This is a genomic window from Streptococcus sp. HMSC064H09 (genome assembly GCF_001812625.1).
Classification (GTDB): domain Bacteria; phylum Bacillota; class Bacilli; order Lactobacillales; family Streptococcaceae; genus Streptococcus.
In genome coordinates this window covers 75,191-98,634 of record NZ_KV809582.1, presented here as the reverse complement: position 1 = coordinate 98,634, position 23,444 = coordinate 75,191, and the positions used below count along the sequence as shown (strand labels likewise).

Below are 23,444 nucleotides of genomic sequence, written 5' to 3'. Positions count from 1 at the left end.
ATCAGTTCATAGCTGGTGGATTTTTTCTGAATTTGACGAGCAATAAAAGAGACTTCTCCTATAGGGAAAAGTCTCAAAATCAATATTATTTCTCAGCAGGTCGTGTGACGAACATGGCATCTCCGAAACTGAAGAAGCGGTAGCGTTCTTGGACGGCGTGTTTATAGGCATCAAGGACGAATTCACGGCCAGCAAAGGCTGAAACCAACATCACCAAGGTTGATTTTGGAAGGTGGAAGTTGGTTGAAAAGGCATCTACGACTGTGAATTGGTAGCCTGGTTTGATAAAGATATTGGTCCAGCCTGAGTCGGCTTGGAGTTGACCATCGTATTTATTGCCGATTGTTTCTAGTGTTCGAATAGAGGTTGTTCCCACTGCAATGATGCGTCCTCCAGCGGCTTTGACACTATTGAGTGTATCGGCAGCGTCTTGGCTGAGGGTGTAAAATTCTGAGTGCATCTCATGTTCGTCGACATTATCGACAGAAACAGGTCGGAAGGTTCCCAGTCCAACGTGAAGGGTGAGGTAGACCAATTTTACACCTTTAGCTTCAATCTTTTGAAGTAATTCAGGAGTGAAATGGAGGCCAGCTGTAGGAGCAGCGGCAGAGCCATTTTCCTTGGCATAGACCGTTTGGTAACGGTCACGGTCTTCTAATTTTTCATGGATATAAGGTGGCAGTGGCATCTCGCCCAAACTTTCCAAGACCTCAAGGAAGATACCGTCGTAGCTAAATTCTACGATTCGACCACCGTGATCTAGTTCCTCAGTGACAGTGGCAGTCAAGCGGCCATCGCCAAAACTGACTTTAGCACCTACTTTAAGGCGTTTGGCTGGTTTGGCCAATACTTCCCATTTATCCCCTTGGGTATTTTTCAAAAGTAGGAATTCCACATGGCCGTGGGTATCAGGCTTTTCACCATATAGGCGGGCTGGAAGCACACGTGTATTGTTCATGACCAAGGCATCGCCAGGGTTAAGCTGGTCGATGATGTGGTCAAAGTGGGTATCAGTCATTTCCTTGGTTACAGGATCAATGACCAAGAGTTTAGAGGCATCACGTTGTTCCAATGGGGTTTGAGCAATCAGTTCCTCTGGCAGTTCAAAATCAAAATCGTTTGTATTCATTTCTTTCCTCGTTTAAAAATGTTCAGCCTTTTTATTATAGCACGATATAGGGCGACCGTCATTAAAGGAGTTGAGTGAAAGCGCTTGACAAAAAGGTTAAAAAAAGAGATAATAAAGAAAATGGTATATACCAATATTGAGGTGAATAGAATGAAAAAGATTTTAGTTAAGAATCAAGTTGAGGGAGGCCAAGTTGCCTTTGATCTTCTTAAAGAGAGCCTTGCAGCAGGTGCTCAAACATTGGGCTTGGCGACAGGTAGTTCACCTATCGCTCTTTACCAAGAGATGGTTGAAAGCGACGTGGATTTTTCAGAACTTTACAGCGTCAATTTGGATGAATATGTTGGACTAGCACCAGACCATGAGCAGAGCTACCATGCCTTTATGAAGGCTCAACTCTTTGATGCTAAGCCATTTAAGGAGAGCTTCTTGCCTGACGGCATGGCTGAGGACTTGGAGCAGGCGGCTAAGGATTACGATGACGTCTTGGCACAACATGCCATTGACCTGCAAATCCTAGGAATCGGAAGTAATGGGCATATTGGTTTTAATGAGCCAGGTACGCCTTTTGATAGTCAAACTCATGTGGTCGACTTGACTGACAGCACCATTGAAGCCAATAGCCGTTTCTTTGCTAGTCGTGATCAGGTTCCTACTAAGGCTATTTCGATGGGAATTGCTTCTATTATGGCTGCTAAGAAGATTATCTTGTTTGCCTATGGTGACAAGAAGGCAGATGCCATTTTCAAGATGGTCAAGGGTCCTGTGACAGAGGAAGTACCAGCTAGTGTCCTACAAAATCATCCAGATGTGACTCTTATCCTAGATGAGGCAGCCGCTGCGAAATTGTAATGCTATCTTGTGGAAAATCAATCCACGAAACTCAGGTTGAGGCATTTAGCGCTCAGCCTTTTTCTTTTGTGAAAAGTCACTTCCAAGCAAATCAATTGCCTAGCCCTCTTTGATAGCGCTATAATAGTTAAGTTGACTTTGACTATCAAACAACAGATATAGATATTTCATAAAGAAAGAGGACATACAATGGCAAAACCTATTCGAGTATTGCTTTATTATAAATACCTTCCCATCGAAAATGCTGAGCAATTTGCGGCTGACCACTTGGCTTTCTGTAAGTCAATCGGTCTGAAAGGACGCATCTTGGTCGCCGACGAGGGAATTAATGGAACGGTTTCTGGTGACTATGAAACCACTCAAAAATACATGGACTATGTTCACAGCCTTCCAGGGATGGAGGACCTTTGGTTCAAGATTGATGAGGAAGAGGAGCAAGCTTTCAAGAAGATGTTTGTTCGCTACAAGAAGGAAATCGTTCACCTTGGTTTAGAGGATGATAACTTTGACAGCGACATCAATCCGCTTGAAACAACGGGTGCTTACTTGTCACCAAAAGAGTTTAAAGACGCCCTTCTAGATGAGGACACAGTTGTCCTTGACACACGTAATGACTATGAGTATGACCTTGGTCACTTCCGTGGAGCCATTCGTCCAGACATTCGCAACTTCCGTGAATTGCCACAATGGGTCCGTGACCATAAAGAAGAGTTCATGGACAAGCGCGTGGTTGTGTACTGTACTGGTGGTGTACGCTGTGAGAAATTTTCAGGTTGGATGGTCCGTGAAGGCTACAAAGATGTTGGTCAATTGCACGGTGGTATCGCGACTTACGGAAAAGATCCAGAGGTTCAAGGGGAGCTTTGGGATGGTAAGATGTATGTCTTTGACGAGCGTATTGCCGTTGACATCAACCATGTAGATCCTGTCGTTGTCGGTAAGGATTGGTTCGATGGGACGCCTTGCGAACGCTATGTCAACTGCGGTAACCCATTCTGTAACCGTCGTATGCTTGCTTCAGAGGAAAATGAAGACAAGTACCTTCGTGGCTGCTCACATGAATGCCGTGTTCACCCACGCAACCGTTATGTCTCTGAAAATGGTTTGAACCAAGAAGAAGTTGTCGAACGTCTTGCGGCAATTGGTGAAAGCTTGGATGTAACACCTGCTTAAGTTTAAATAGTGAAGAAGCTGAGAGAGTTCTCGGCTCTTTTTTTGCAATTTATTTCTAAAATAATGACATATATATATTGCAAATGAAAATATATAGTGTATAATTAAGATGAAAACAGATGGTGAACCTAGTCAATTTCGACGATAATATCAGATATGATGAAAAAGGAGGGGGCATGTGGCAAAGAATTTACGCTTAAAAGCAGCTCGAGCAGAGCATGATATGACCCAGGGTGACTTGGCAGAAGCGGTAGGTGCAACAAGACAAACCATAGGGTTGATTGAAGCTGGAAAGTACAATCCCAGTCTAGCCCTATGTATTGCCATTTGCAAAACACTGGACAGGACCTTGGATCAACTGTTTTGGGAGATTTAGGAAGGAAGTAAAGATGATGAAATTTAAGCTTGTTAATAATAAAGTTACAGATGAACGCGAAAAAGCTCTAAATAATAAAGTTGGTGCCGAATGTTTTTACATAATGATTGCAGGGACACTTGCATGCTTGGTCTATAGCTCCTTCTTTAACAAGGGGGTCATCACCTCTAATTACTTGACCTTTCCAATGTTGATAGCATGGATTTGGTCTATTTATAGATCTGAACGACTTAGTGTTAACACATTTGGGGGTTCCGGAATGACAGTCTTAGGTTGTTTACTGGTGACTGCGCTTATCACTCTTATGATAATGTCAGCTAACTATCGGTTTAACCACAATGTCTATCATAATAATCCCCTGGATCCTAGATATCTCATGGCTTGGCCACTTACTTATATTTTGTATATTCCCTTTGTCTTTTTTATGAATTGGTCTATCGTTGCATTGGGAAGATATGAGAGAAGACGTCTCGAAAAACAGCTGGACGATTTGGAGAATGAAGAATAAATAGTGATAGAATCAGACTGTTCTGTTTGGTCTGATTTTTTTATGTTATAATGGGTCCTAAAATTAAGGAGGTCACGTATGCTACTAACTGAATTTGATGCGAATAGACAAGCGATTATCAATCCCGAGGACTTGAATGAGCCTCTTGAGGGGTTTCCTAAAATAGCTGTGTCCTGTTTTTCTCGTTCGACCTTTCAACGAATGATTGAGATGTTTCCCCATGAACTTATCTATGAGACGTCCATGGCGAATGTGGCTATTCCGATTTATAAGCTTGTTATTGCAGAGCAGGAGTTGGCTCTTTTTAATGCACCTGTAGGCGCCTCTGCCTGTGTGGCTATTTTAGAGGATATTTTCGCCTTGGGAGCTGATAAACTTGTACTCTTTGGGACTTGTGGTGTTCTTGATGAAGATATTAAAGAGACTTCTATTATTATTCCTAGTCATGCCCTTAGAGATGAAGGGACGAGTTTTCACTATGTGGAAGCCAGCGATGAGATTGCGGTAAATGTGGGTGTTTTAGACCGTTTTCGTTCCTATCTCAATGAACGTCAGATTTCTCATAAGGAAGGCAAAGTTTGGACAACTGATGGCATTTACCGTGAGACGAATGGTAAACTCAAAGCTCGAAAGGCAGCAGGAGCCATTTGTGTGGATATGGAATGTTCAGCAGTTGCAGCTTTAGCAAAGTTTAGAGGTGTTGAGATCTGTCATTTCTTCTATGCTGCAGATCACCTTTCTGAAGGTAATTGGGATGCCCGTAACTTGATGAATCATGCAGATTTGGATGAAAAGGACAAGGTAGCTTTATTAGCATTGGAGTTTGCGTGTGACTGGAGTGAACCTTAAAAATTCTACTTTTTAGTTTTCTTATTTGTAATTATTCTAAATAACTGTTATAATACTATTTAGAATGATTCTAAATAAGGAGCAAATAAATTGGAAGATAAGAATTTTGCAGAGCGTTTAAATATTTTGAGAGCTGGTGTTTTAGGTGCCAATGATGGAATCATTTCCATTGCGGGAGTGGTTATCGGTGTGGCTAGTGCGACATCAAACATCTGGTTTATTTTGATTTCTGCCTTGTCAGCGATTTTTGCCGGTGCCTTTTCGATGGCCGGTGGCGAATATGTCAGTGTCTCAACGCAAAAAGATACCGAAGAAGCTGCCATCGCTAAGGAACAAGCTCTCCTGGATCGCTCACCTGAAGCAGCTAGAGAGAGTTTGTACCAAACCTTCCTCAGTCAGGGGGATTGCGAAACAGCAGCCGAAGTCAAGGTCAATCAAGCCTTCAGTAAAAATCCTATCAAGGTCTTGGTTGAAGAAAAATATGGAGTGGACTTGAATGAAATTACCAATCCATGGCATGCTGCCGTATCTAGTTTCTTGGCATTTTCAGTTGGTTCCTTGCCACCAGCACTAGCTATCATGCTGTTCCCAGAGCCTTACCGTATTCCTGTAACAGTGGTTGTGGTTGCCCTGACTTTGCTCTTGACTGGCTATATTAGTGCCAAGCTCGGAAAAGCACCTATTAAACAAGCTATGTTGCGTAATTTGACAGTGGGACTCTTGACCATGCTTGTGACCTTCTTGGTTGGGCATATCTTCCATGTGAATGTGTAATTGTTAGTAGTATAAGTCTACCTTTTAGGTAGGCTTTTTTAGTCTGCTAGACCAAGCTTATCCGTGGTACAATAGGGTTATGCGTTTAGATAAATTATTAGGACAGGCGGGCTATGGTTCTCGCAATCAAGTCAAGAAGCTTATTCGTAGCCGTCAGGTATATGTGGATGGCATCTTGGCTGAACAAGATAATCTTAATGTGGATGCTAGTCTTCAAACCATCACGGTTTCTGGTAAGGAACTGGAGCATGCGCCAGAAGTCTACTACCTTATGAATAAGCCAGCAGGTGTAGTGTCAGCTCGAAGGGACAAGGAACACCAAACAGTCATTGATTTGATTAAGCCTGAAGATCAGCGAGAGGGGCTTTATCCTGTTGGGCGATTGGATAGAGATACGGAAGGATTGGTGCTGATTACTAACAATGGTCCCTTGGGCTTTGCCCTGCTTCACCCACGTTATCATGTGGCTAAGACTTATTATGTCGAGGTCAATGATGTTCTGGGGCCTGATGCCCCTGCATTTTTTGAGTCTGGTGTTGTCTTTGAAGATGGGACTATTTGTCAATCAGCTCAGCTGGAAGTTTTAAGTTCTGCGAGTGACAAGAGCTGTGCTCGAATTACGATTTCGGAAGGCAAGTTTCATCAAGTGAAAAAGATGTTTTTGGCTTATGGCGTCAAGGTAACCTATCTTAAGCGTATTTCTTTTGGAGAGTTTAAGCTTGATGAAGGGATAGCTGTAGGTTCCTACCGAACGTTGACCGAAGCGGAAAAAGCAATCTTACGTACTTATCTTGGCTAGTCATTTCTTATTATTAAGGTATGATAGGAACTTTCAATCTCCTGATAGGTCTATCCTATCACTAGGCTTAATACTGTAAGGTCCATAACGACGGTCTTTTCTAGGGGTATAAGTGAAACTTATGGCATTCCATAAGTTTTTTTAATTTCTCAATCCTTGTTTCTGGTGGTATGATGGTATCAATTCGATTGAGAACTGAAGTAAGTCAGGAGCAATGACCAAGTCTAATCAGAGAGGGAGGTTCATTATGACAGAAGCATTTTATAATCATTTAGCAAAGACACGTCATCAGATTCACCAACATCCAGAGGTTTCTGAGGAGGAGCACGAGACGACAGTCTTTTTGAAAGGCTATTTGAGAAATCTAGGTATTGAGCCTTTAAATTATCCCTTGAAGACAGGACTTATCGCTGAGGTTGGGTCAGGTCATCCGATTATTGCTTTGCGTGCTGATATTGATGCCCTACCGATTAAGGAAAAGACAGGACTTCCTTATGCTAGCGACAATGGGGCCATGCATGCTTGTGGTCATGATTTTCACCAGACCTCTCTTCTCGGAGCTGCTCAGCTTTTAAAAGAAAGAGAAGCCGAGCTTAAGGGGACTGTTCGCTTGATTTTTCAACCAGCCGAGGAAAATTTCCAAGGGGCCTATCAGGTCATTGAAGCGGGTGGTCTTGACGGTGTGTCAGCTATCATCGGTTATCACAATAATCCTCACTTGAAACCTGGTCAGATTGGTCTTCGTTCGGGAGCTATCATGGCAGGTGTGGAGCAGTTTAGGGTTGATATTAAAGGTGTTTCGTCCCATGCGGCCCGTCCTGATTTGGGTGTGGATACGGTCTTGGTCACTACGATCATCATCAACAATTTACAACAGATTGTTGCTCGTACGGTATCGCCCTTTGAATCAGCAGTATTGTCAGTTACTCATATCGAAGTTGGAAATACCTGGAATGTTCTTCCAGCAGCAGGCTTTTTTGAAGGAACAATTCGTACCTTTGAGCCTAAGGTTCGTGAAGATGTCATTGCTCGCTTTGAAAAGGTTGTTCAGGCGACAGCGGATCAGTTTGGTGCTCAAGTTGACATTACTTGGGGTAATTCACCTTACGTGACCTACAATGACCAGACACTCACACCACTCATCTTTGAAAATTCTAAGGCCTTTGCAGAAGTGATTGAAACGCTGCCATCAACAGGGGGCGAAGACTTTGCGGCCTATCAAAAGGAAATACCAGGAGTCTTTGCCTTTGTTGGCTCAAATGGTGAAGAAAATGCACCAGACTGGCACCATGATGATTTCCTTGTGAAAGATGAGGCCTTGCCAGTAGCTGTGAATTACTATGTGGAAAACGCCCTTTTCCTACTTGACTATTTTAAGGAGAAAGGCAAATGACCATTCCCTTAATCGGTATTACCAGTAATGAAAACCCTGTTAGAGAGTTGAGAGCTTCACTGACGCCCCATTTATAGGTGTTCATTGGCATCCTGAGTTTCTCTTGGGACATAAGCTCTTAAAAGACCAAGGACTCTTTGATTATTTTGTTAAGAGTTTTAAATAAAGCTTAAGGACTTTAAATTGGTACTACTTTTGATATTGAAAAGGAGGACGTGCCTAAGGAAAAATATTCTTTTGATCATTTAGTTTACACTTAAGAACCCAGCCGATTGGTTGGGTTCTTTTGTCGTATTTTAGAAGCAAGATTTCAGGACTTAGAAAGGGAGGGAAGATTTTTCACTTGCTATTTTTGAGTTTTTTAGATAAAATGAAAGCGTTATCATTTCAAAATAATAGATAGGGAGTGGTCAAGTCATCTTTTTGATGGTTGACCTTATAACTTCCGAATAAGGAGAAACGTATGTTAATTGGTATTCCAAAAGAAATCAAAAATAACGAGAACCGTGTGGCTCTAACGCCTGCTGGTGTGCAAAGTCTTGTAGCTAAGGGACATGTCGTGTTAATCGAAACAAATGCAGGCCTTGGCTCTGGTTTTGCGGATGCAGATTATGCCAATCAAGGTGCTAAAATCGTTGCAACTGCTGCAGAAGCATGGGCAGCAGAACTTGTTGTTAAAGTTAAGGAGCCACTTGCTGAAGAATATGGCTTCCTTCGTGAGGATCTTTTACTCTTTACCTACTTGCACATGGCAGCAGCTCCAGAATTGGCAGATGCTATGGTCAATGCTAAGACAACAGGTGTGGCCTATGAAACAGTACGTGGCCAAGAAGGTCACCTACCACTTTTGGTTCCAATGAGTGAAGTTGCAGGACGTATGGCCGTTCAAATCGGTGCTCACTTCTTGACCAAACAAGAGGGTGGCTCTGGCGTTCTCCTAGGTGGGGTACCTGGTGTTCCTAAAGGGAAAGTGACTATTATCGGTGGTGGTGTCGTAGGGACACATGCAGCCCGCATTGCCCTTGGACTTGGAGCTCAAGTGACTATCCTTGATATCAGTGCTAAACGTTTGTCTGTCCTTGAGGAAGTCTTTGGTAGCCAAATTCAAACACTTATGTCGAATCCGCTCAATATTGAATCGAGTGTTCGTGATGCTGATGTGGTTATCGGTGCTGTTCTTATCCCAGGTGCTAAAGCACCGAAACTTGTTACTGACGATATGGTTAAACAAATGCGTCCAGGTTCTGTTATTGTTGACGTTGCCGTTGACCAAGGTGGGGTTGTTGCAACTGCGGATCGCGTGACCACTCACGATGAGCCCGTTTATGAAACACATGGTGTCCTTCACTATGCCGTTGCCAATATCCCAGGAGCTGTGGCACGTACGTCAACCATTGCCCTTACCAATGTCACTTTGCCTTATATCGAAGCCCTTGCAGGAAAAGGATTCAGAAAAGCCATTAACGACGACGAAGGTCTTTGTCAAGGGGTTACAACCTACCAAGGTCATATTACTAGCAAACCGGTTGCAAAGGGCTTAGACAGAGAGTATACATCAATTGATGAATTGGCATAAATAAATTATTTAGCATAAACAAAGAGGAGTCGTACCATGATTTGGTTGGCTCTTTTTTTGTGATCTGAGATAAGAAGTGAATTATTTTTTTGCTAGTTGATGGGTGAGTACTCGCAAAGGATGGATTTTTTTCTAATTTTGGTCTTATTTTATGCTATAATGAGTAGAAATATTAAGGGGAGTAATGAGTATCTATAATGCTTGCCATTAGGAGGTTTTATCGTGGCCAACCATATTCGCGTTTTCACAGCAATTGTTTTCTCTCAGCTTGTCGTTCTTTATTTTGGTTTTCGTATGGATGTCTCTTTGACTGAACTGCTAACTACAGTAGTTGTGGCATCCCTGGTTGAGATTATTTATCATGTGAGGCTTGTTCGTAAGATAGGAGCCAATATTTCTTTTGAGACTTTTTGGAAAAACTGTGACCAACTTTTTAGAAAAAATGCTGTGCTGTTGGCTATTTTACTTTGTGACCTGCTTATTTTTAAAGGTGGGGATTTCATGGCCTTCATTCTTTGGCAAGTTACCTTTGTTGTCTTGGTAAGTATTATCATCATGGCATCAAATAATGCACCGGACGCATGATAATACTTAAATCTTGCAATGAAAGAGTGTAGATAATGTATAGTATTCACAGAAATCATTTGTCAGACCAGGGCGTTGACTATGTCACCTTTGGTCGAGGAGATAAGGTTCTCGTTATCATTACGGGATTAAGTTTGCAAGGCTTAAGTGATATGTCTGACCTTGCCATTTACTCGTTATTTTATCGATACGCTAAGGAGTATAAGGTCTATATTTTTGATAGAAAAGACCATATCGAAGAAGGTGTTTCAATTGAGAATATGGCTGATGACCTCTACCATTCTTTACAAGAATTGCATATTGCTAAGGCCTCTATCATAGGCATATCACAAGGTGGTATGATTGCTCAGCTGTTTGCTATCAAGTATCCTCAAAAGGTGACTAGTCTGGTGTTAGCTCTGACATTCTCTCGAAATAATGATATCAGTAGAGAGACTATCGGAGGCTGGATTGAGATGGCTAAAAATGGTGAGATGGCTAAGCTCAATAAGGATTCAATGTGTAAAACATTTTCGTCTCCTATTTTAAAGAAATTATATGTGATTAATAAACTATTCTTGAAGACTGTGAGTGTTGAAAAACAAGAACGATTTGTCCGTTTAGCCAACTCTATTCTTGAGTTTGATTGCCATAAGTCCCTTGATAAAATTACCTGCCCGACTCTTGTCTTGGGAGCTAAAAATGATTTGGTTCTGGGAGTGGATGGTGCAAGGGAACTTGCAAATAGCATTCCAAATGCTTCCTATTATGAATTTAGCAAACTGGGGCACGCGGCCTTTATTGAAAGTAAGCAATTTAATAAAATGATATTAGAATTTCTGCGAAAGAATGCTTAGGTAGTGGACTGATAGAAACCTATTAAAATAGAATGAGAAAGGGGTTACAGTGGAGCTTGTAGCCTCTTTTTATTTTCGGTTCAATTGTGTGCAGTCTGAAAAATTAAATGATAGAATGGCAATAGATAGGAGGACACAGAAATGTTAAACTATGATTTGATTGTTATCGGTTTCGGTAAAGCCGGTAAAACTCTGGCTGCTAAGATGAATGCGGCTGGTAAGAAAGTTGCTGTCATCGAGCGCAGTAAAGCCATGTATGGTGGTACTTGCATTAATATTGCGTGTATCCCAACTAAGACCATGATTGTAGCGGCTGAGAAGGGCTGGTCTTTTGAGGACACTATGAAAGAACGTGGTGCGGTGACTGGTCGTCTTAATGCTAAGAATTATAAAATGTTGGCAGACAATGGCGTTGATGTCATTGATGCAGAGGCACATTTTGTGTCAAATAAGGTTATTGAAGTAGTAGCTGGTGATGACCGCCAAGAGCTTACAGCTGAGACTATTGTTATCAATACTGGTGCTGTGTCTAATGTCTTACCTATTCCTGGTTTGACAACAACTGAGCATGTCTACGATTCAACTGGTATTCAAACCCTTAAAGCCTTGCCAAAACGTCTGGGTGTCCTAGGTGGTGGTAATATCGGTCTTGAATTTGCTGGCCTTTATAACCGTTTGGGAAGCCAAGTGACTGTCTTGGATGCTGCGACTAGCTTCTTGCCACGTGTGGAGCCATCTATTGCTAAGTTGGCCAAGGAATACATGGAAGAGGATGGCATTGTCTTTGAGCAAGGTGTTAAAACTTCTGAAGTTAAGAATGACGGGGATGAAGTTGTCGTTGTTACTGACAAAGGTGAGTTTCGTTTTGATGCTCTCCTCTATGCGACAGGACGCAAGCCTAATATCGAACCCCTTCACTTGGAAAATACAGATATTGCCTTGACTGAACGTGGTGGTATCCAGGTCAATAAACATTTGGAAACAAGTGTTCCCGGTGTCTTTGCAGTGGGGGATGTTAATGGTGGTCTCCAATTCACTTACATTTCACTAGATGATTTCCGTATTGTCTTTAATTACTTGACAGGGGATGGTAGCTATAACCTTGAAACACGTGGAGCATTTCCAACTGCCATGTTCCTCAACCCACCTTTGGCACAGGTTGGCCTTACTGAAGACCAAGCCAGAGCAGCAGGTGGACCAGTTGCTGTCAAGGAACTTCCAGTTGCTGGCATGCCTCGTGGTCATGTTAACGGTGATTTGCGCGGTGCTTTCAAAGCTGTAGTAAATCCTGAAACTAAGGAAATTTTGGGAGTGACCCTCTTTGGTCAAGAATCTCATGAAATTATCAATCTAATTACCCTAGCGATGAATCATCACATTCCATATACAGATTTGGCTAAACAAATCTTTACTCACCCAACTATGGCTGAGAACCTAAACGATTTGTTTGCGATTTAAAATGAAAAGAGCCGAGAGGCTCTTTTTTGTGAGTATATCATCCATACAAAGCGACACTCTAGGTTAGATGTCGCTTTTTTTGCGCTTTGATGATAAGATAGAAGTGCTATAAGAAAATTCTTTATATTGGTGCTCTTTGTCTCCTTTGAATGCATGATTGACCTTGAGTCACCACTAGAATCTGTATGAAAAATCTAGAAAGACACTCGCCTGCAAATTCGTCTGTGAGTGTGTGTAATTTATGACTAAGAAAGTAGGAGTGGGCAAGGCTCACAGTAAGATTATTTTGATGGGGGAGCACTCGGTCGTTTATGGTCATCCTGCCCTTGCCCTCCCTCTTAAGGATATTGAGGTTGTCTGTCAGATTCAGGCGGCTGAGACTCCTTTGACGCTCAAGGCTCAAGATCCCTTGACGACGGCGATTTTTTCAGCTCTTAATTATCTGAAAATCAAGAATCAGCCTATTAGCTATGCTATTAAGTCTAGTGTCCCTGAAAAGCGTGGCATGGGGTCGTCTGCGGCTGTAGCCATTGCGGCAATTCGAGCGGTCTTTGATTATTTTGATCAGGAGCTTAGCCAGGAGACCTTGGAAATGCTAGTTCATCAGGCGGAGACCATTGCCCATAGTAAACCTAGTGGTTTAGATGCAAAGACCTGCTTGAGTGACAAAGCCATTAGCTTTACGCGTAATATCGGTTTCAAGGAAATCGAGGTCAATTTAGGTGCCTATCTGGTCATTGCTGATACGGGTATCCATGGAAATACCCGTGAGGCTGTGGAAAAGGTTGAGGCCATTGGTTTAGATGCCTTGTCAGATCTCAACCAACTGGGCGAATTAAGTCAGAAGGCAGAACGCGCCCTCAAAGCCAAGGATCAAAAGCTTCTTGGGAAACTCATGTCTCAAGCCCATAATCATCTTAAATCTTTAGGGGTATCTTGTGATTTGTCGGATCTTCTAGTAGCAACTGCTCTGGAGCATGGTGCACTGGGAGCCAAGATGTCAGGTGGAGGACTTGGTGGCTGTATTATTGCCCTGACAAGTACCAAAGACCAAGCCCGAACGATTGCTAAAAAACTTCAAGAAAAAGGAGCCGTAAACACGTGGATAGAAAGCCTGTAAGCGTCAAATCGTACGCAAATATTGCTATTGTCAAATACTGGGGTAAGGCGGATGCGGAGCGTATGATTCCTTCAACCAGTAGTATCTCACTGACTTTGGAAAATATGTATACGGAAACCAAGTTATCTTTTCTGCCTGAGGATGCGACTGGTGATGTCATGTATATCGATGATGAGCTTCAAGGGGAAAAAGAAACAATCAAGGCCAGCAAGGTTTTAGACCTCTTCCGTACTAATCCAAACCAACATGTCAAGATTGAAACATGGAACAACATGCCAACAGCTGCAGGTCTATCATCAAGTTCCTCAGGACTTTCTGCCCTAGTTAAAGCAGCTAACGAGCTCTTCCAAGTCGGAAAAACGCAGTCTGAATTAGCTCAAATTGCCAAGTTTGCTTCAGGTTCGTCATCACGGTCCTTCTTTGGACCATTGGCAGCCTGGGACAAGGATAGTGGTGAGGTTTACCCGGTTGAAACAGACCTTAAATTGGCCATGATTATGCTGGTTTTGACAGATCAAAAGAAACCCGTATCAAGCCGGGACGGTATGAAATTGTGCACCGAAACATCGACCTCTTTCCCAGAGTGGATTAAACAGTCTGAGCAGGATTACAAGGATATGTTAGACTACCTCAAGGCTAATGATTTCCAAGCAGTCGGTGAGCTCACTGAAGCTAATGCTCTTCGTATGCACCAAACCACAAGCACGGCTAACCCACCATTTTCATATCTAACGGAAGCCTCTTATCAGGCTATGGACAAGGTTAAGGCCCTCCGTGCTTCTGGTGAGCAGTGTTACTTTACTATGGATGCAGGACCAAATGTTAAGGTGCTCTGTCTGGAAGAAGACCTAGACCGCCTAGCAGATCACTTCCGTAAGGACTATCAGGTCATTGTTTCACGTACCAAGGAGTTGCCAGATGCCTAAGCAGTCGGTCAATCAGGTCACAGTAAAAACAGGTGGGAAACTCTACATTGCTGGAGAATACTCAGTCTTAACAGCTGGGCAGACAGCCCTAATCCAATTTATTCCCATTTTCATGTCAGCAGATGTCAAGGAAGCACAAACTACCCAGTTGTCCTCAGACATGTTTGACTATAGTGTGGGCCGTGAGCTAGACGCAAATTACGCCCTCATTCAAGAGGCTTTGAATACTTTTGAGGCCTTTTGTGGTGAGAAGTTACCCGCTCTGGACCTTTCCATCACAGGAAAGTTGGAACGAGATGGGGTTAAATTTGGTATCGGTTCTTCGGGTTCTGTTGTGGTATTGACCCTCAAGGCCTTGGCAGCAGCCCTTCAGAAAGACTTATCCAAAGACATTCTCTTTAAGCTAGCTAGCTACACCCTCCTCAAGCAAGGAGATAATGGTTCTATGGGAGATTTAGCTTGTATCGTATACGAGAGCCTGATTTCCTATCGTTCCTTTGACCGTGCAAAAATAGCAGAGCTTATAGATCAAATAACTCTAACAGAGCTTTTGGAAAAAGACTGGGGCTATCGTATCAGTCCTGTAGTGCCAGTTCTCAAAGCTCACTTTTTGGTGGGGTGGACCAAGCAAGCTGCTATTTCAAAAGACATGGTTAAAATGGCCAAATCTCGCATATCAAGAAAGTATTTAAGTGAAACAGAAGTTGCCGTCCAAGATGCCCTCAAGGCACTGGAAACAGGAAATAAGAATTTACTTAAGAGCAGCCTTCAAACTGTCAGTGACCAGTTGGAATCACTTAGTCCAGATATTTATGTGGACAAGCTGAAAAAACTCAAAGAAGCTGAGCAAGGCCTAGATGCCATTGCTAAGTCCTCTGGAGCAGGAGGTGGAGACTGTGGTATTGCCTTTGCCTTTGACCAAGCTAGCCGAGATAGCCTAGTTGATCGCTGGCAGCAGGAAGGTATAGAGCTTTTGTATGAGGTTTAGGGGTAAGCTAAGTAGACATTATCACGCAAGAAAGTAAAGAAATAACCTATGACAAATCGTAAAGACGATCACATCCGTTATGCCCTCAAGTACCAGTCGCCCTACAATAGTTTTGACGATATGGAACTTATCCACAAGTCTCTACCGACTTATGATTTAGATCAGATTGACTTGTCCACACATTTTGCGGGACGAGATTGGAATTTTCCCTTTTATATCAATGCCATGACAGGTGGTTCTGCCAAGGGTGGGGCTGTCAATCGAAAACTAGCTGAGGTGGCCAGTCGAACAGGTATTCTCATGGTGACAGGTTCCTACAGTGCTGCTCTAAAGGGGGAAGCACCAGAATCCTTTGACTATCGCCAAGAGTTTCCAGACTTAGACCTAGCGACTAATATCGGTGTGGATAAGTCTGTGGACCTGGGCATTAAGACGGTGGAAGCTATGAAACCAGTCTTTTTACAGCTCCATGTTAATCTTATGCAGGAGCTTCTCATGCCTGAGGGAGAGCGTATTTTCCATACCTGGAAGGAAAATGTGGCGGCTTATGCACAGAAAATAGAGTGCCCACTTGTCCTCAAGGAGGTCGGCTTTGGTATGGATGTGGAAACCATTCGTTACGCCATGTCTCAGGGCATCAAAACTGTGGATATCTCAGGTCGTGGTGGAACTAGCTTTGCCTATATTGAAAATAGTAGAGGCGGTAACCGAGATTACCTAAATGACTGGGGACAAAGTACGGTTCAGACCCTCCTGCAAGCCCAAGACCTTCGTGAAGCTGTGGAAATCTTAGCCTCTGGTGGCGTGCGCAATCCACTTGATATGGTTAAATGTCTGGTCTTAGGAGCAAAAGGTGTAGGGCTCTCACGAACAGTGCTTGAATTGGTGGAACGTTACCCTGTGGATAAGGTTGTGGCTATCGTTAATGGCTGGAAGGACGACCTTCGTCTCATCATGTGTGCCCTCGATTGTCGCACTATTGATGAGCTAAAATCTGTTGATTACATCTTACACGGTAAGCTGCAAGGGACATATATCAAGCAAGGAAAGTAGGAAAGAGCCAAGTGCTCTTTTTTAATTTTTAAAGATGGTAAAACAATTTCTCTAGGCGATGATATTATGGAGACATGATTTTAACACCGGTCAAGGATAAATAATGACATTCTTGATTTGACTTGTTTCTAGCGAGCAAAGCGAGCACTTAACGAGACTTTCCGCTGTGAGAAAAGTTCTAGAAATACAAGTATTTCTAGAACTCGGAATTTTTGAGAGTAAAACAGTTTGGGGAACTGTTTTAGCCTGAGCCTAGAAATTAAAAAGTGAAGGGGCTCAAAAATTAGTCATGGAGCTTCGAAGAAGTTCGCTGACGTCCCTACTCACTTAAGGAAAGTCTAAAAAAATCCATTTTACAAAAGAATATCTTACAAAAAAGAGCGGAAGCTCTTTTTTTATTACCCACTCAAGCAAAAAAGTAACTTTTCCCCTTGACAAGTTACCGCCTTAGGAGTATTATTTTCAGTGAAATACGGTAGGTGAGGCTACCACAAGGATACGGATGACTACCGCAAAGCAGTGGAGACACTACTCGTTGGTCAACAGTCCTGATCGCCAAGGTCAAGACTAAGCTCATTTCATCGCCTTGCGGAGCTAAAGCTTGAACGGTCCATTTTTTGACAGAATCTATTAAAAAATCAACCTCGAGTTTATAGAGTCTTACCTGTATATGGGTAGGACTCTTTTCTTTTGTCTGAGGTTCACCCACTATGTAAAAAAATGAAAGGAGAAACCTATGAGACTAATCGACGATCACCCCGAACCGCACCTAACCAGTCAATCGCTGATTAGTGTCTTAGGGACTCCATAAGTGATTGGCTCCTGATTAAATAAGGAGATTCCAATGTCAACAAATAAAGAAAGACTTATTGCTGCTCTTCAAGAGCCACTTGAAACAACCCTTACTCGCTACAAGACTCATTTGGATGGCTTGAAGGAAGACCAAGTAGAAGAAAACCGTGACCTTTATGGGGAAAATGTCATAACCAAAGGACAAGAGGATTCTATCATCAAAAAGATTTATGAATCTATCATCAATCCCTTTACTGTTATTCTCTTAGTCATTGCTCTGGTTTCCTTTATCACCAATGTCTGGCTTGCTAAACCGGGTGAAGAAGACCCAACGACTTCTATCATCATTGTCACTCTAGTTTTGATATCTGGTGGTATCCGTTTTATTCAAGAACTTCGTAGCGACAAGGCTGCCAGTAATTTGTCTCGCATGATTGTCAATACAGCAACAATACTTCGAGATGGCAGTGAGCAAGAAATCCCAATTGATGAAATTGTGGTTGGAGATGTGGTCAAACTAAGTGCGGGAGATATGATTCCGGCTGATGTGGTCTTACTAGATTCTCGTGATTTCTTTGTTCAACAGTCTGGCTTGACAGGTGAAAGCGATGCTGTGGAAAAAGCTTGTCTGGCTAAAGCAGATGGTCAAAATCTAGAGAGCCTGCTTGAAAGTGAGAGCCTTGCTTTCATGGGAACTAATGTTATCTCTGGTCGTGCAACTGCCTTGGTTTTAGTTGTTGGTGATGAAACCATGATGGGAGCAATTGAGCAGACCATCAATACTTATGACGAACCAACTTCATTTGAACGTGAGATGAATTCCATTTCTTGGCTCTTGATTCGACTCATGTTGGTTATGGTTCCTGTTGTTTTTGTGATTAACGGTTTAACAGATGGGGACTGGCTTGAAGCCGGCGTCTTTGCCCTTAGTGTGGGAGTCGGTTTGACCCCAGAAATGTTGCCGATGATTATCACAGCCAGTCTTGCCAAGGGTTCTATCATTATGGCCAAGGAAAAGGTGGTCATCAAAAAACTTAATGCTATTCAAGACCTAGGGGCTATCGACATCCTTTGTACGGATAAGACAGGAACCCTGACTCAGGATGAAATCGTTCTTGAGTACCCTCTTGATATCCATGGTGACCTTGACCTATCAGTACTTCGGAGAGCCTATCTTAATTCTTATTTCCAAACTGGCTTAAAAAATCTTATGGACCGTGCCATTATTAGCCGAACTGAAAGAGAAGCTAAGAAACATGACATCGTTCGTGACCTTGACCAGACCTTCCACAAGATTGATGAGCTACCTTTTGATTTTGAACGTCGTCGCATGAGTGTCATTGTTCAAGACACTGATGGATTTGTTAGCATGGTGACAAAAGGTGCCCTTGAAGAAATGCTCTCTGTTTCTAACTATGTGGAATACAAGGGAGACATTATCCCATTGACTGACGATGTTCGTGAGGAAGTCCTTGCGGAAGTTGCACAGTTGAATGAACAAGGTTTGCGTGTTCTCGGTGTTAGCTACAAATCACAACTTAATGAAAATGACGTCTTTAGTGTTGAAGATGAAAGTGATATGATTTTGACGGGATATCTTGCCTTCCTTGACCCACCAAAACCATCAGCAGCACCTGCTATCAAGGCTTTGGCGGAATATGGTGTGACCACAAAAATTTTGACTGGAGACAATGATAAGGTGACACAGGCTGTCTGTGAAAAAGTTGGTCTAGATGTGACGCACATTCTACTTGGAAGTGATCTTGATACCATGTCAGATCAAGATTTGGCTAAGGCTGTGGAAACGACAACAGTCTTTGCTAAGTTATCCCCAGACCAAAAGGCACGAATTATCCTAAGCCTTAAGGAAAATGGGCATAAGGTAGGCTATATGGGTGATGGTATCAACGATGCCCCATCCATGAAGGTGTCAGATGTGGGGATTTCTGTGGATACAGCTGTTGATATCGCCAAAGAAACTGCAGATGTTATCTTGCTTGATAAGGATTTAATGGTCTTGGAAAAGGTTTGGTTGAAGGACGGAAGGTCTATGCTAATATGACCAAATATATCAAGATGACCGTTTCTTCAAATTTCGGGAATATCTTTTCTCTCCTCTTTGCCAGCATTTTCTTACCATTCCTACCAATGGCACCTGTGCATTTGATTGTCCTAAATCTTGTCTATGATATCTCTTGTATCGCCCTTCCATTTGACAATGTGGACAAGGAATTTCTTAAAGAGCCACATATCTGGGAAGCCAAATCAATCATGCGTTTCATGGCTTGGATAGGACCTATTTCGTCCGTATTTGATATTTTGACATATATCTTGCTCTATTTCATCATTGTGCCAATGATTTTGGGGCATGGCTATGTTCATGGTTCACCAGAAGCAGCAGCCTTTATCATTATTTTCCAAACAGGTTGGTTTATCGAATCTATGTGGTCTCAAACCATGGTTATCCACATGTTACGTTCACCAAAACTACCATTTATTCAAAGTCACCCAGCACTATCAGTTGTTGTGACAACCTTATTTGCTGCTTTCTTTGTGACTTCTCTTCCATACAGTCCATTGGCTAGTCTCTTAAAACTCAGCCATCTAAACGGTCTCTATTTCATTCTCTTGTTTATCATCATTACTTTGTATATGCTTAGTGTTACCTTTGTGAAGCATATCTATATTAAGAAATACAAAGAATGGTTATAGGATAACTATTCTTAGAAAAAGAGCGTCAGCTCTTTTTCATTACCTTTCATTCTGCCAAAACCTTTTCATTTATGGTATAATAGGGCGATTATAGATAATCAGAGGCCCTAAAAAACGTCAGTTATGAGGACATATTTTCTAAGAAATGAGAGACTATGTTTTCAAGGCCCCTTTCTTTCGTAGGCTATCCCAGTGGGAGGTGGAGGCCCTGAGATTTGGGGCTCAAGGCTAAGACCGTCACGAAAGAAATCATCACAAAAAATATTAAGAAGGAAAAAGAAAATGAGTAATTACGCTATTATCCTTGCTGCGGGTAAAGGAACTCGCATGAAATCAGATCTTCCAAAAGTATTGCACAAGGTTTCGGGCATCACTATGCTTGAGCACGTCTTCCGTGCAGTTTCAGCTATCGAACCAGCTAAAAACGTTACTGTTATTGGTCACAAGGCTGAACTTGTTCGTGAGGTTTTGGATGGTCAATCTGCCTTCACTATGCAAACTGAGCAGTTGGGGACTGGTCACGCAGTAATGATGGCTGAAGAAGAGTTGGCTGGACTTGAAGGGCAAACGCTTGTTATCGCCGGTGACACGCCTTTGATTACTGGTGAAAGCCTTAAAAACCTTATTGATTTCCATGTTAATCACAAAAATGTTGCCACTATCTTGACTGCAACTGCAGACAATCCATTTGGTTATGGTCGTATTATCCGTAACGAAAATGGCGAAGTGACTAAGATTGTTGAGCAAAAAGATGCCAACGAATTCGAACAACAGGTCAAAGAAATCAATACAGGGACTTATGTCTTTGACAATAAACGTCTCTTCGAAGCACTTAAAAATATCAACACTAACAACGCTCAAGGGGAATACTATTTGACTGATGTTATTTCTATTTTCCGTGAGAATGGTGAAAAAGTAGGTGCCTTCACTCTTCGTGACTTTGAAGAAAGTCTCGGGGTTAACGACCGTGTTGCCTTGGCTACGGCAGAAGATGTTATGCGTCGTCGCATCAACCAAGCTCACATGGTTAATGGTGTTACTTTCCAAAATCCAAACGCTACTTATATCGATGTGGATGTGGAAATTGAGCCAGACGTTGTCATTGAAGCCAATGTTACGCTTAAAGGGCAAACTAAAGTCGGTGCAGAGTCAGTGCTTACCAATGGGACTTATATTGTTGATTCAACTATCGGTGCCAATACTGTTATCACTAACTCTATGATTGAGCACTCAGTGGTTGAAGAAGGTGTTACTGTTGGTCCATTTGCCCATGTTCGTCCGGATTCAATTCTCAAAGAAGGCGTTCATATCGGTAACTTCGTCGAGGTTAAGGGTTCTACCATCGGTGAAAATACTAAGGCTGGTCACTTGACCTACATTGGTAATGCGGAAGTTGGTTCTGACGTTAACTTTGGTGCTGGAACAATTACCGTTAACTATGATGGTCAACATAAATTCAAGACCCAAATTGCTAACAACGTCTTTATCGGAAGCAATTCAACCTTGATTGCACCGCTTGAAATTGGGGATAACGCCCTTACAGCAGCTGGTTCAACCATTACAGAGAATGTTCCAGCTGACAGCGTCGCCATTGGACGTGGCCGTCAGGTCAATAAAGAAGGCTATGCCATTAAGAAACCTCACCACCCAAGCCAACAAAAGTAGGCTTAAGGCTATCTGAGCTTGGTTGTTCTTATAAAACCAGCTTAGAATGAGGTCAGAAGTAAAAGGAGTCAATTCATGGAGTTTGAAGAAAAAACACTCAAACGTGAGTCAAAATTTAAGGGACATATTTTTGAAGTTGCAGTAGACGAAGTCCTCTTGCCAGACGGTAAGACAGCTGGTCGTGAACTCATCTTCCACAAGGGAGCAGTAGCTGTTTTAGCGGTTACCCCAGAAGGAAAAATCATTATCGTCAAGCAATACCGTAAGGCTATTGAGGCGGTTTCCTACGAGATTCCTGCGGGTAAACTGGAAGTCGGTGAAGCTGGTGAAGAGATGGCTGCAGCAGCGCGTGAACTTGAAGAGGAGACTCAGTATAAGGGTGATCTCGAATTGATTCATGAGTTTTACACAGCCATTGGTTTCTGTAATGAAAAAATCAAGCTCTATGTGGCTACAAACCTCAAGCCTGTTGAAAATCCACGCCCACTTGACGAAGATGAGTTTCTTGAAATCTATGAGTTGACTTATGAGGAGTGTATGGAACTCGTAGCTTCAGGTGCAATTCAAGATGCTAAAACCATCATCGCTCTCCAATACTATGCACTTCATTTTGGAGGAAAATAAGTTATGAGTAAGCCACTTTTGACTGACGATGTCATTGAGCAGGCTAAGCGTGGGGAAATCGATTTAGAGGAACAACCTTATTATGAGGACTATGATCAAGAGTTCTACGATGAGGATTATGAGGCTGATTACCAGCCTTCGGCCTACAAGAGCCGTCGAATTGAGAATGCTAAACGCAATCAATTTCAACACAAGCTTAATCGCATCCTCTTTTGGGTTGTCGTCCTCTTGATTATTCTCTTCATTGCTGTCTTTTATTTCTAATAAGTCTATGAGTCAGATAGCTCTGTCTACTGATTCAGACAAGATTACAAGCTGAAAAGGAACTATATGAAAATTGGAATTATCGCTGCCATGGAGCAGGAGTTAGTGCTTCTAGTGGAGCAATTGGAAAATAAGGTTGAAGAAACTGTTCTTGGCAATACCTACTACACAGGACGCTTGGGCAAACACGACGTCGTTTTGGTGCAGTCAGGTGTTGGTAAGGTTATGTCAGCCATGTCTGTGGCTGTTTTGGCAGACCACTTTGGTGTTGATGCCCTCATTAACACTGGTTCTGCAGGAGCAGTAGCACCTGGACTTAAAATTGGAGATGTCGTTGTGGCATCAAAATTGGCCTATCACGATGTTGACTTGACAGCATTTGGCTATGACTATGGGCAAATGTCTATGCAACCACTCTACTTTGAAAGTGACTCTACCTTTGTAGAGACTTTTGAAAAGGTTTTGGCTCAAGCCTCTATCGACTCTAAAATTGGTCTTATTGCGACTGGTGATAGCTTTATTGCAGGTCAGGATAAGATTGATGCTATTAAAGGGCACTTTCCAGAAGTCTTAGCCGTGGAAATGGAAGGAGCAGCCATTGCTCAAGCTGCACACAGTGTCAAGAAACCTTTCATCGTTGTTCGTGCTATGAGTGATACAGCAGCCCATGACGCTAATATTACTTTTGACGAATTCATTATTCAGGCGGGAAAACAATCAGCTGCTATCTTAGTGGAGTTTCTCAAAGAGCTTGCCTAAAATACTTTAAATGAGTGTTTATGCTCAATTTCTTAATAAATTTAAAGACGACTGTTATTCCTTTAAGAATGGCAGTTTTTTTCTTCCTTTAGACAAGATAATCTTCTCATTTTTCAAAGAGAAAATCTGAATTTTAGTATTTTTTAGACAAAATTTGAATTAAAATTATGGCAATAAAATGAGAAAGAAAAACAATATTAAAAGAGAGACTCCGAAAGAAAGCTTATAATATA

21 protein-coding genes, 1 pseudogene and 1 riboswitch are annotated in these 23,444 nt (G+C 42.3%); of the genes and pseudogenes, 21 read left to right on the top strand and 1 reads right to left on the bottom strand.

Going from position 1 to position 23,444, the window contains the following annotated elements; translation table 11 throughout:
- Nucleotides 1-85: 85 nt before the first annotated feature.
- Nucleotides 86-1,129 (bottom strand): tRNA preQ1(34) S-adenosylmethionine ribosyltransferase-isomerase QueA, encoded by a 1,044-nt coding sequence (queA, locus tag HMPREF2867_RS05960; protein WP_060971295.1) that lies wholly within the window; start codon nt 1,127-1,129, stop codon nt 86-88.
- A 150-nt stretch (nt 1,130-1,279) separates the two neighbouring features.
- Between queA and HMPREF2867_RS05955 the strand changes: the two genes are divergently transcribed.
- From HMPREF2867_RS05955 to HMPREF2867_RS05855, 21 genes and pseudogenes are all read left to right on the top strand, one after another.
- Nucleotides 1,280-1,981, top strand: coding sequence for a glucosamine-6-phosphate deaminase (locus HMPREF2867_RS05955; RefSeq protein ID WP_060971296.1), 702 nt, complete (start codon nt 1,280-1,282; stop codon nt 1,979-1,981).
- Between the two features lie 189 nt (nt 1,982-2,170).
- Nucleotides 2,171-3,154: an oxygen-dependent tRNA uridine(34) hydroxylase TrhO gene (locus HMPREF2867_RS05950; protein WP_037602037.1), complete on the top strand. Its 984-nt coding sequence runs from the start codon at nt 2,171-2,173 to the stop codon at nt 3,152-3,154.
- A gap of 178 nt (nt 3,155-3,332) precedes the next feature.
- On the top strand, nt 3,333-3,530 hold the full coding sequence (locus HMPREF2867_RS05945) for a helix-turn-helix transcriptional regulator (RefSeq protein WP_014621323.1): 198 nt from the start codon (nt 3,333-3,335) through the stop codon (nt 3,528-3,530).
- Nucleotides 3,531-3,543: 13 nt separating this feature from the next.
- Nucleotides 3,544-4,038: a DUF6773 family protein gene (locus tag HMPREF2867_RS05940; RefSeq protein ID WP_060971297.1), complete on the top strand. Its 495-nt coding sequence runs from the start codon at nt 3,544-3,546 to the stop codon at nt 4,036-4,038.
- 78 nt (nt 4,039-4,116) lie between these two features.
- Complete coding sequence (locus HMPREF2867_RS05935) at nt 4,117-4,887, top strand: nucleoside phosphorylase (RefSeq protein ID WP_060971298.1); 771 nt, start codon at nt 4,117-4,119, stop codon at nt 4,885-4,887.
- Nucleotides 4,888-4,977: 90 nt separating this feature from the next.
- The gene (locus HMPREF2867_RS05930) at nt 4,978-5,661 is read left to right on the top strand and encodes a VIT1/CCC1 transporter family protein (RefSeq protein ID WP_060971299.1); all 684 of its coding nucleotides are present in this window, start codon (nt 4,978-4,980) and stop codon (nt 5,659-5,661) included.
- Nucleotides 5,662-5,740: 79 nt separating this feature from the next.
- Nucleotides 5,741-6,460: a 16S rRNA pseudouridine(516) synthase gene (locus HMPREF2867_RS05925; protein WP_037599696.1), complete on the top strand. Its 720-nt coding sequence runs from the start codon at nt 5,741-5,743 to the stop codon at nt 6,458-6,460.
- Between the two features lie 247 nt (nt 6,461-6,707).
- Nucleotides 6,708-7,853, top strand: coding sequence for an amidohydrolase (locus HMPREF2867_RS05920; RefSeq protein ID WP_060971300.1), 1,146 nt, complete (start codon nt 6,708-6,710; stop codon nt 7,851-7,853).
- Between the two features lie 463 nt (nt 7,854-8,316).
- Nucleotides 8,317-9,429, top strand: coding sequence for an alanine dehydrogenase (ald, locus tag HMPREF2867_RS05915; protein ID WP_070576433.1), 1,113 nt, complete (start codon nt 8,317-8,319; stop codon nt 9,427-9,429).
- Between the two features lie 222 nt (nt 9,430-9,651).
- Nucleotides 9,652-10,014, top strand: a complete 363-nt coding sequence (locus tag HMPREF2867_RS05910) for a hypothetical protein (RefSeq protein ID WP_070576431.1) — start codon at nt 9,652-9,654, stop codon at nt 10,012-10,014.
- Nucleotides 10,015-10,049: 35 nt separating this feature from the next.
- A complete protein-coding gene (locus HMPREF2867_RS05905; protein ID WP_070576429.1) occupies nt 10,050-10,850 on the top strand; it encodes an alpha/beta fold hydrolase in 801 nt (266 codons plus the stop codon).
- 141 nt (nt 10,851-10,991) lie between these two features.
- On the top strand, nt 10,992-12,308 hold the full coding sequence (locus HMPREF2867_RS05900; protein ID WP_048790621.1) for an FAD-containing oxidoreductase: 1,317 nt from the start codon (nt 10,992-10,994) through the stop codon (nt 12,306-12,308).
- A 241-nt stretch (nt 12,309-12,549) separates the two neighbouring features.
- The gene (mvk, locus tag HMPREF2867_RS05895) at nt 12,550-13,428 is read left to right on the top strand and encodes a mevalonate kinase (RefSeq protein WP_048790622.1); all 879 of its coding nucleotides are present in this window, start codon (nt 12,550-12,552) and stop codon (nt 13,426-13,428) included.
- Nucleotides 13,410-14,354, top strand: coding sequence for a diphosphomevalonate decarboxylase (gene mvaD / locus HMPREF2867_RS05890; RefSeq protein WP_048790623.1), 945 nt, complete (start codon nt 13,410-13,412; stop codon nt 14,352-14,354). Before mvk ends, mvaD begins: the two co-directional genes overlap by 19 nt.
- Nucleotides 14,347-15,342, top strand: a complete 996-nt coding sequence (locus tag HMPREF2867_RS05885; RefSeq protein WP_070576426.1) for a phosphomevalonate kinase — start codon at nt 14,347-14,349, stop codon at nt 15,340-15,342. Before mvaD ends, HMPREF2867_RS05885 begins: the two co-directional genes overlap by 8 nt.
- A 48-nt stretch (nt 15,343-15,390) precedes the next feature.
- Nucleotides 15,391-16,395 (top strand): type 2 isopentenyl-diphosphate Delta-isomerase, encoded by a 1,005-nt coding sequence (fni, locus tag HMPREF2867_RS05880; RefSeq protein ID WP_048790625.1) that lies wholly within the window; start codon nt 15,391-15,393, stop codon nt 16,393-16,395.
- Between the two features lie 464 nt (nt 16,396-16,859).
- Nucleotides 16,860-17,015, top strand: a riboswitch (M-box (ykoK) riboswitch).
- 224 nt (nt 17,016-17,239) lie between these two features.
- A pseudogene (gene mgtA, locus HMPREF2867_RS05875) lies at nt 17,240-19,899 on the top strand (magnesium-translocating P-type ATPase).
- A 282-nt stretch (nt 19,900-20,181) separates the two neighbouring features.
- On the top strand, nt 20,182-21,564 hold the full coding sequence (gene glmU, locus HMPREF2867_RS05870; RefSeq protein ID WP_070576424.1) for a bifunctional UDP-N-acetylglucosamine diphosphorylase/glucosamine-1-phosphate N-acetyltransferase GlmU: 1,383 nt from the start codon (nt 20,182-20,184) through the stop codon (nt 21,562-21,564).
- A gap of 75 nt (nt 21,565-21,639) precedes the next feature.
- Nucleotides 21,640-22,188, top strand: a complete 549-nt coding sequence (locus HMPREF2867_RS05865; RefSeq protein WP_002890318.1) for an NUDIX domain-containing protein — start codon at nt 21,640-21,642, stop codon at nt 22,186-22,188.
- Nucleotides 22,189-22,191: 3 nt separating this feature from the next.
- Entirely contained in the window at nt 22,192-22,452 is a 261-nt protein-coding gene (gene macP / locus HMPREF2867_RS05860) for a cell wall synthase accessory phosphoprotein MacP (protein ID WP_037601533.1), read from the top strand.
- Between the two features lie 66 nt (nt 22,453-22,518).
- Nucleotides 22,519-23,211, top strand: coding sequence for a 5'-methylthioadenosine/adenosylhomocysteine nucleosidase (locus HMPREF2867_RS05855; RefSeq protein WP_002886153.1), 693 nt, complete (start codon nt 22,519-22,521; stop codon nt 23,209-23,211).
- Nucleotides 23,212-23,444: the final 233 nt, after the last annotated feature.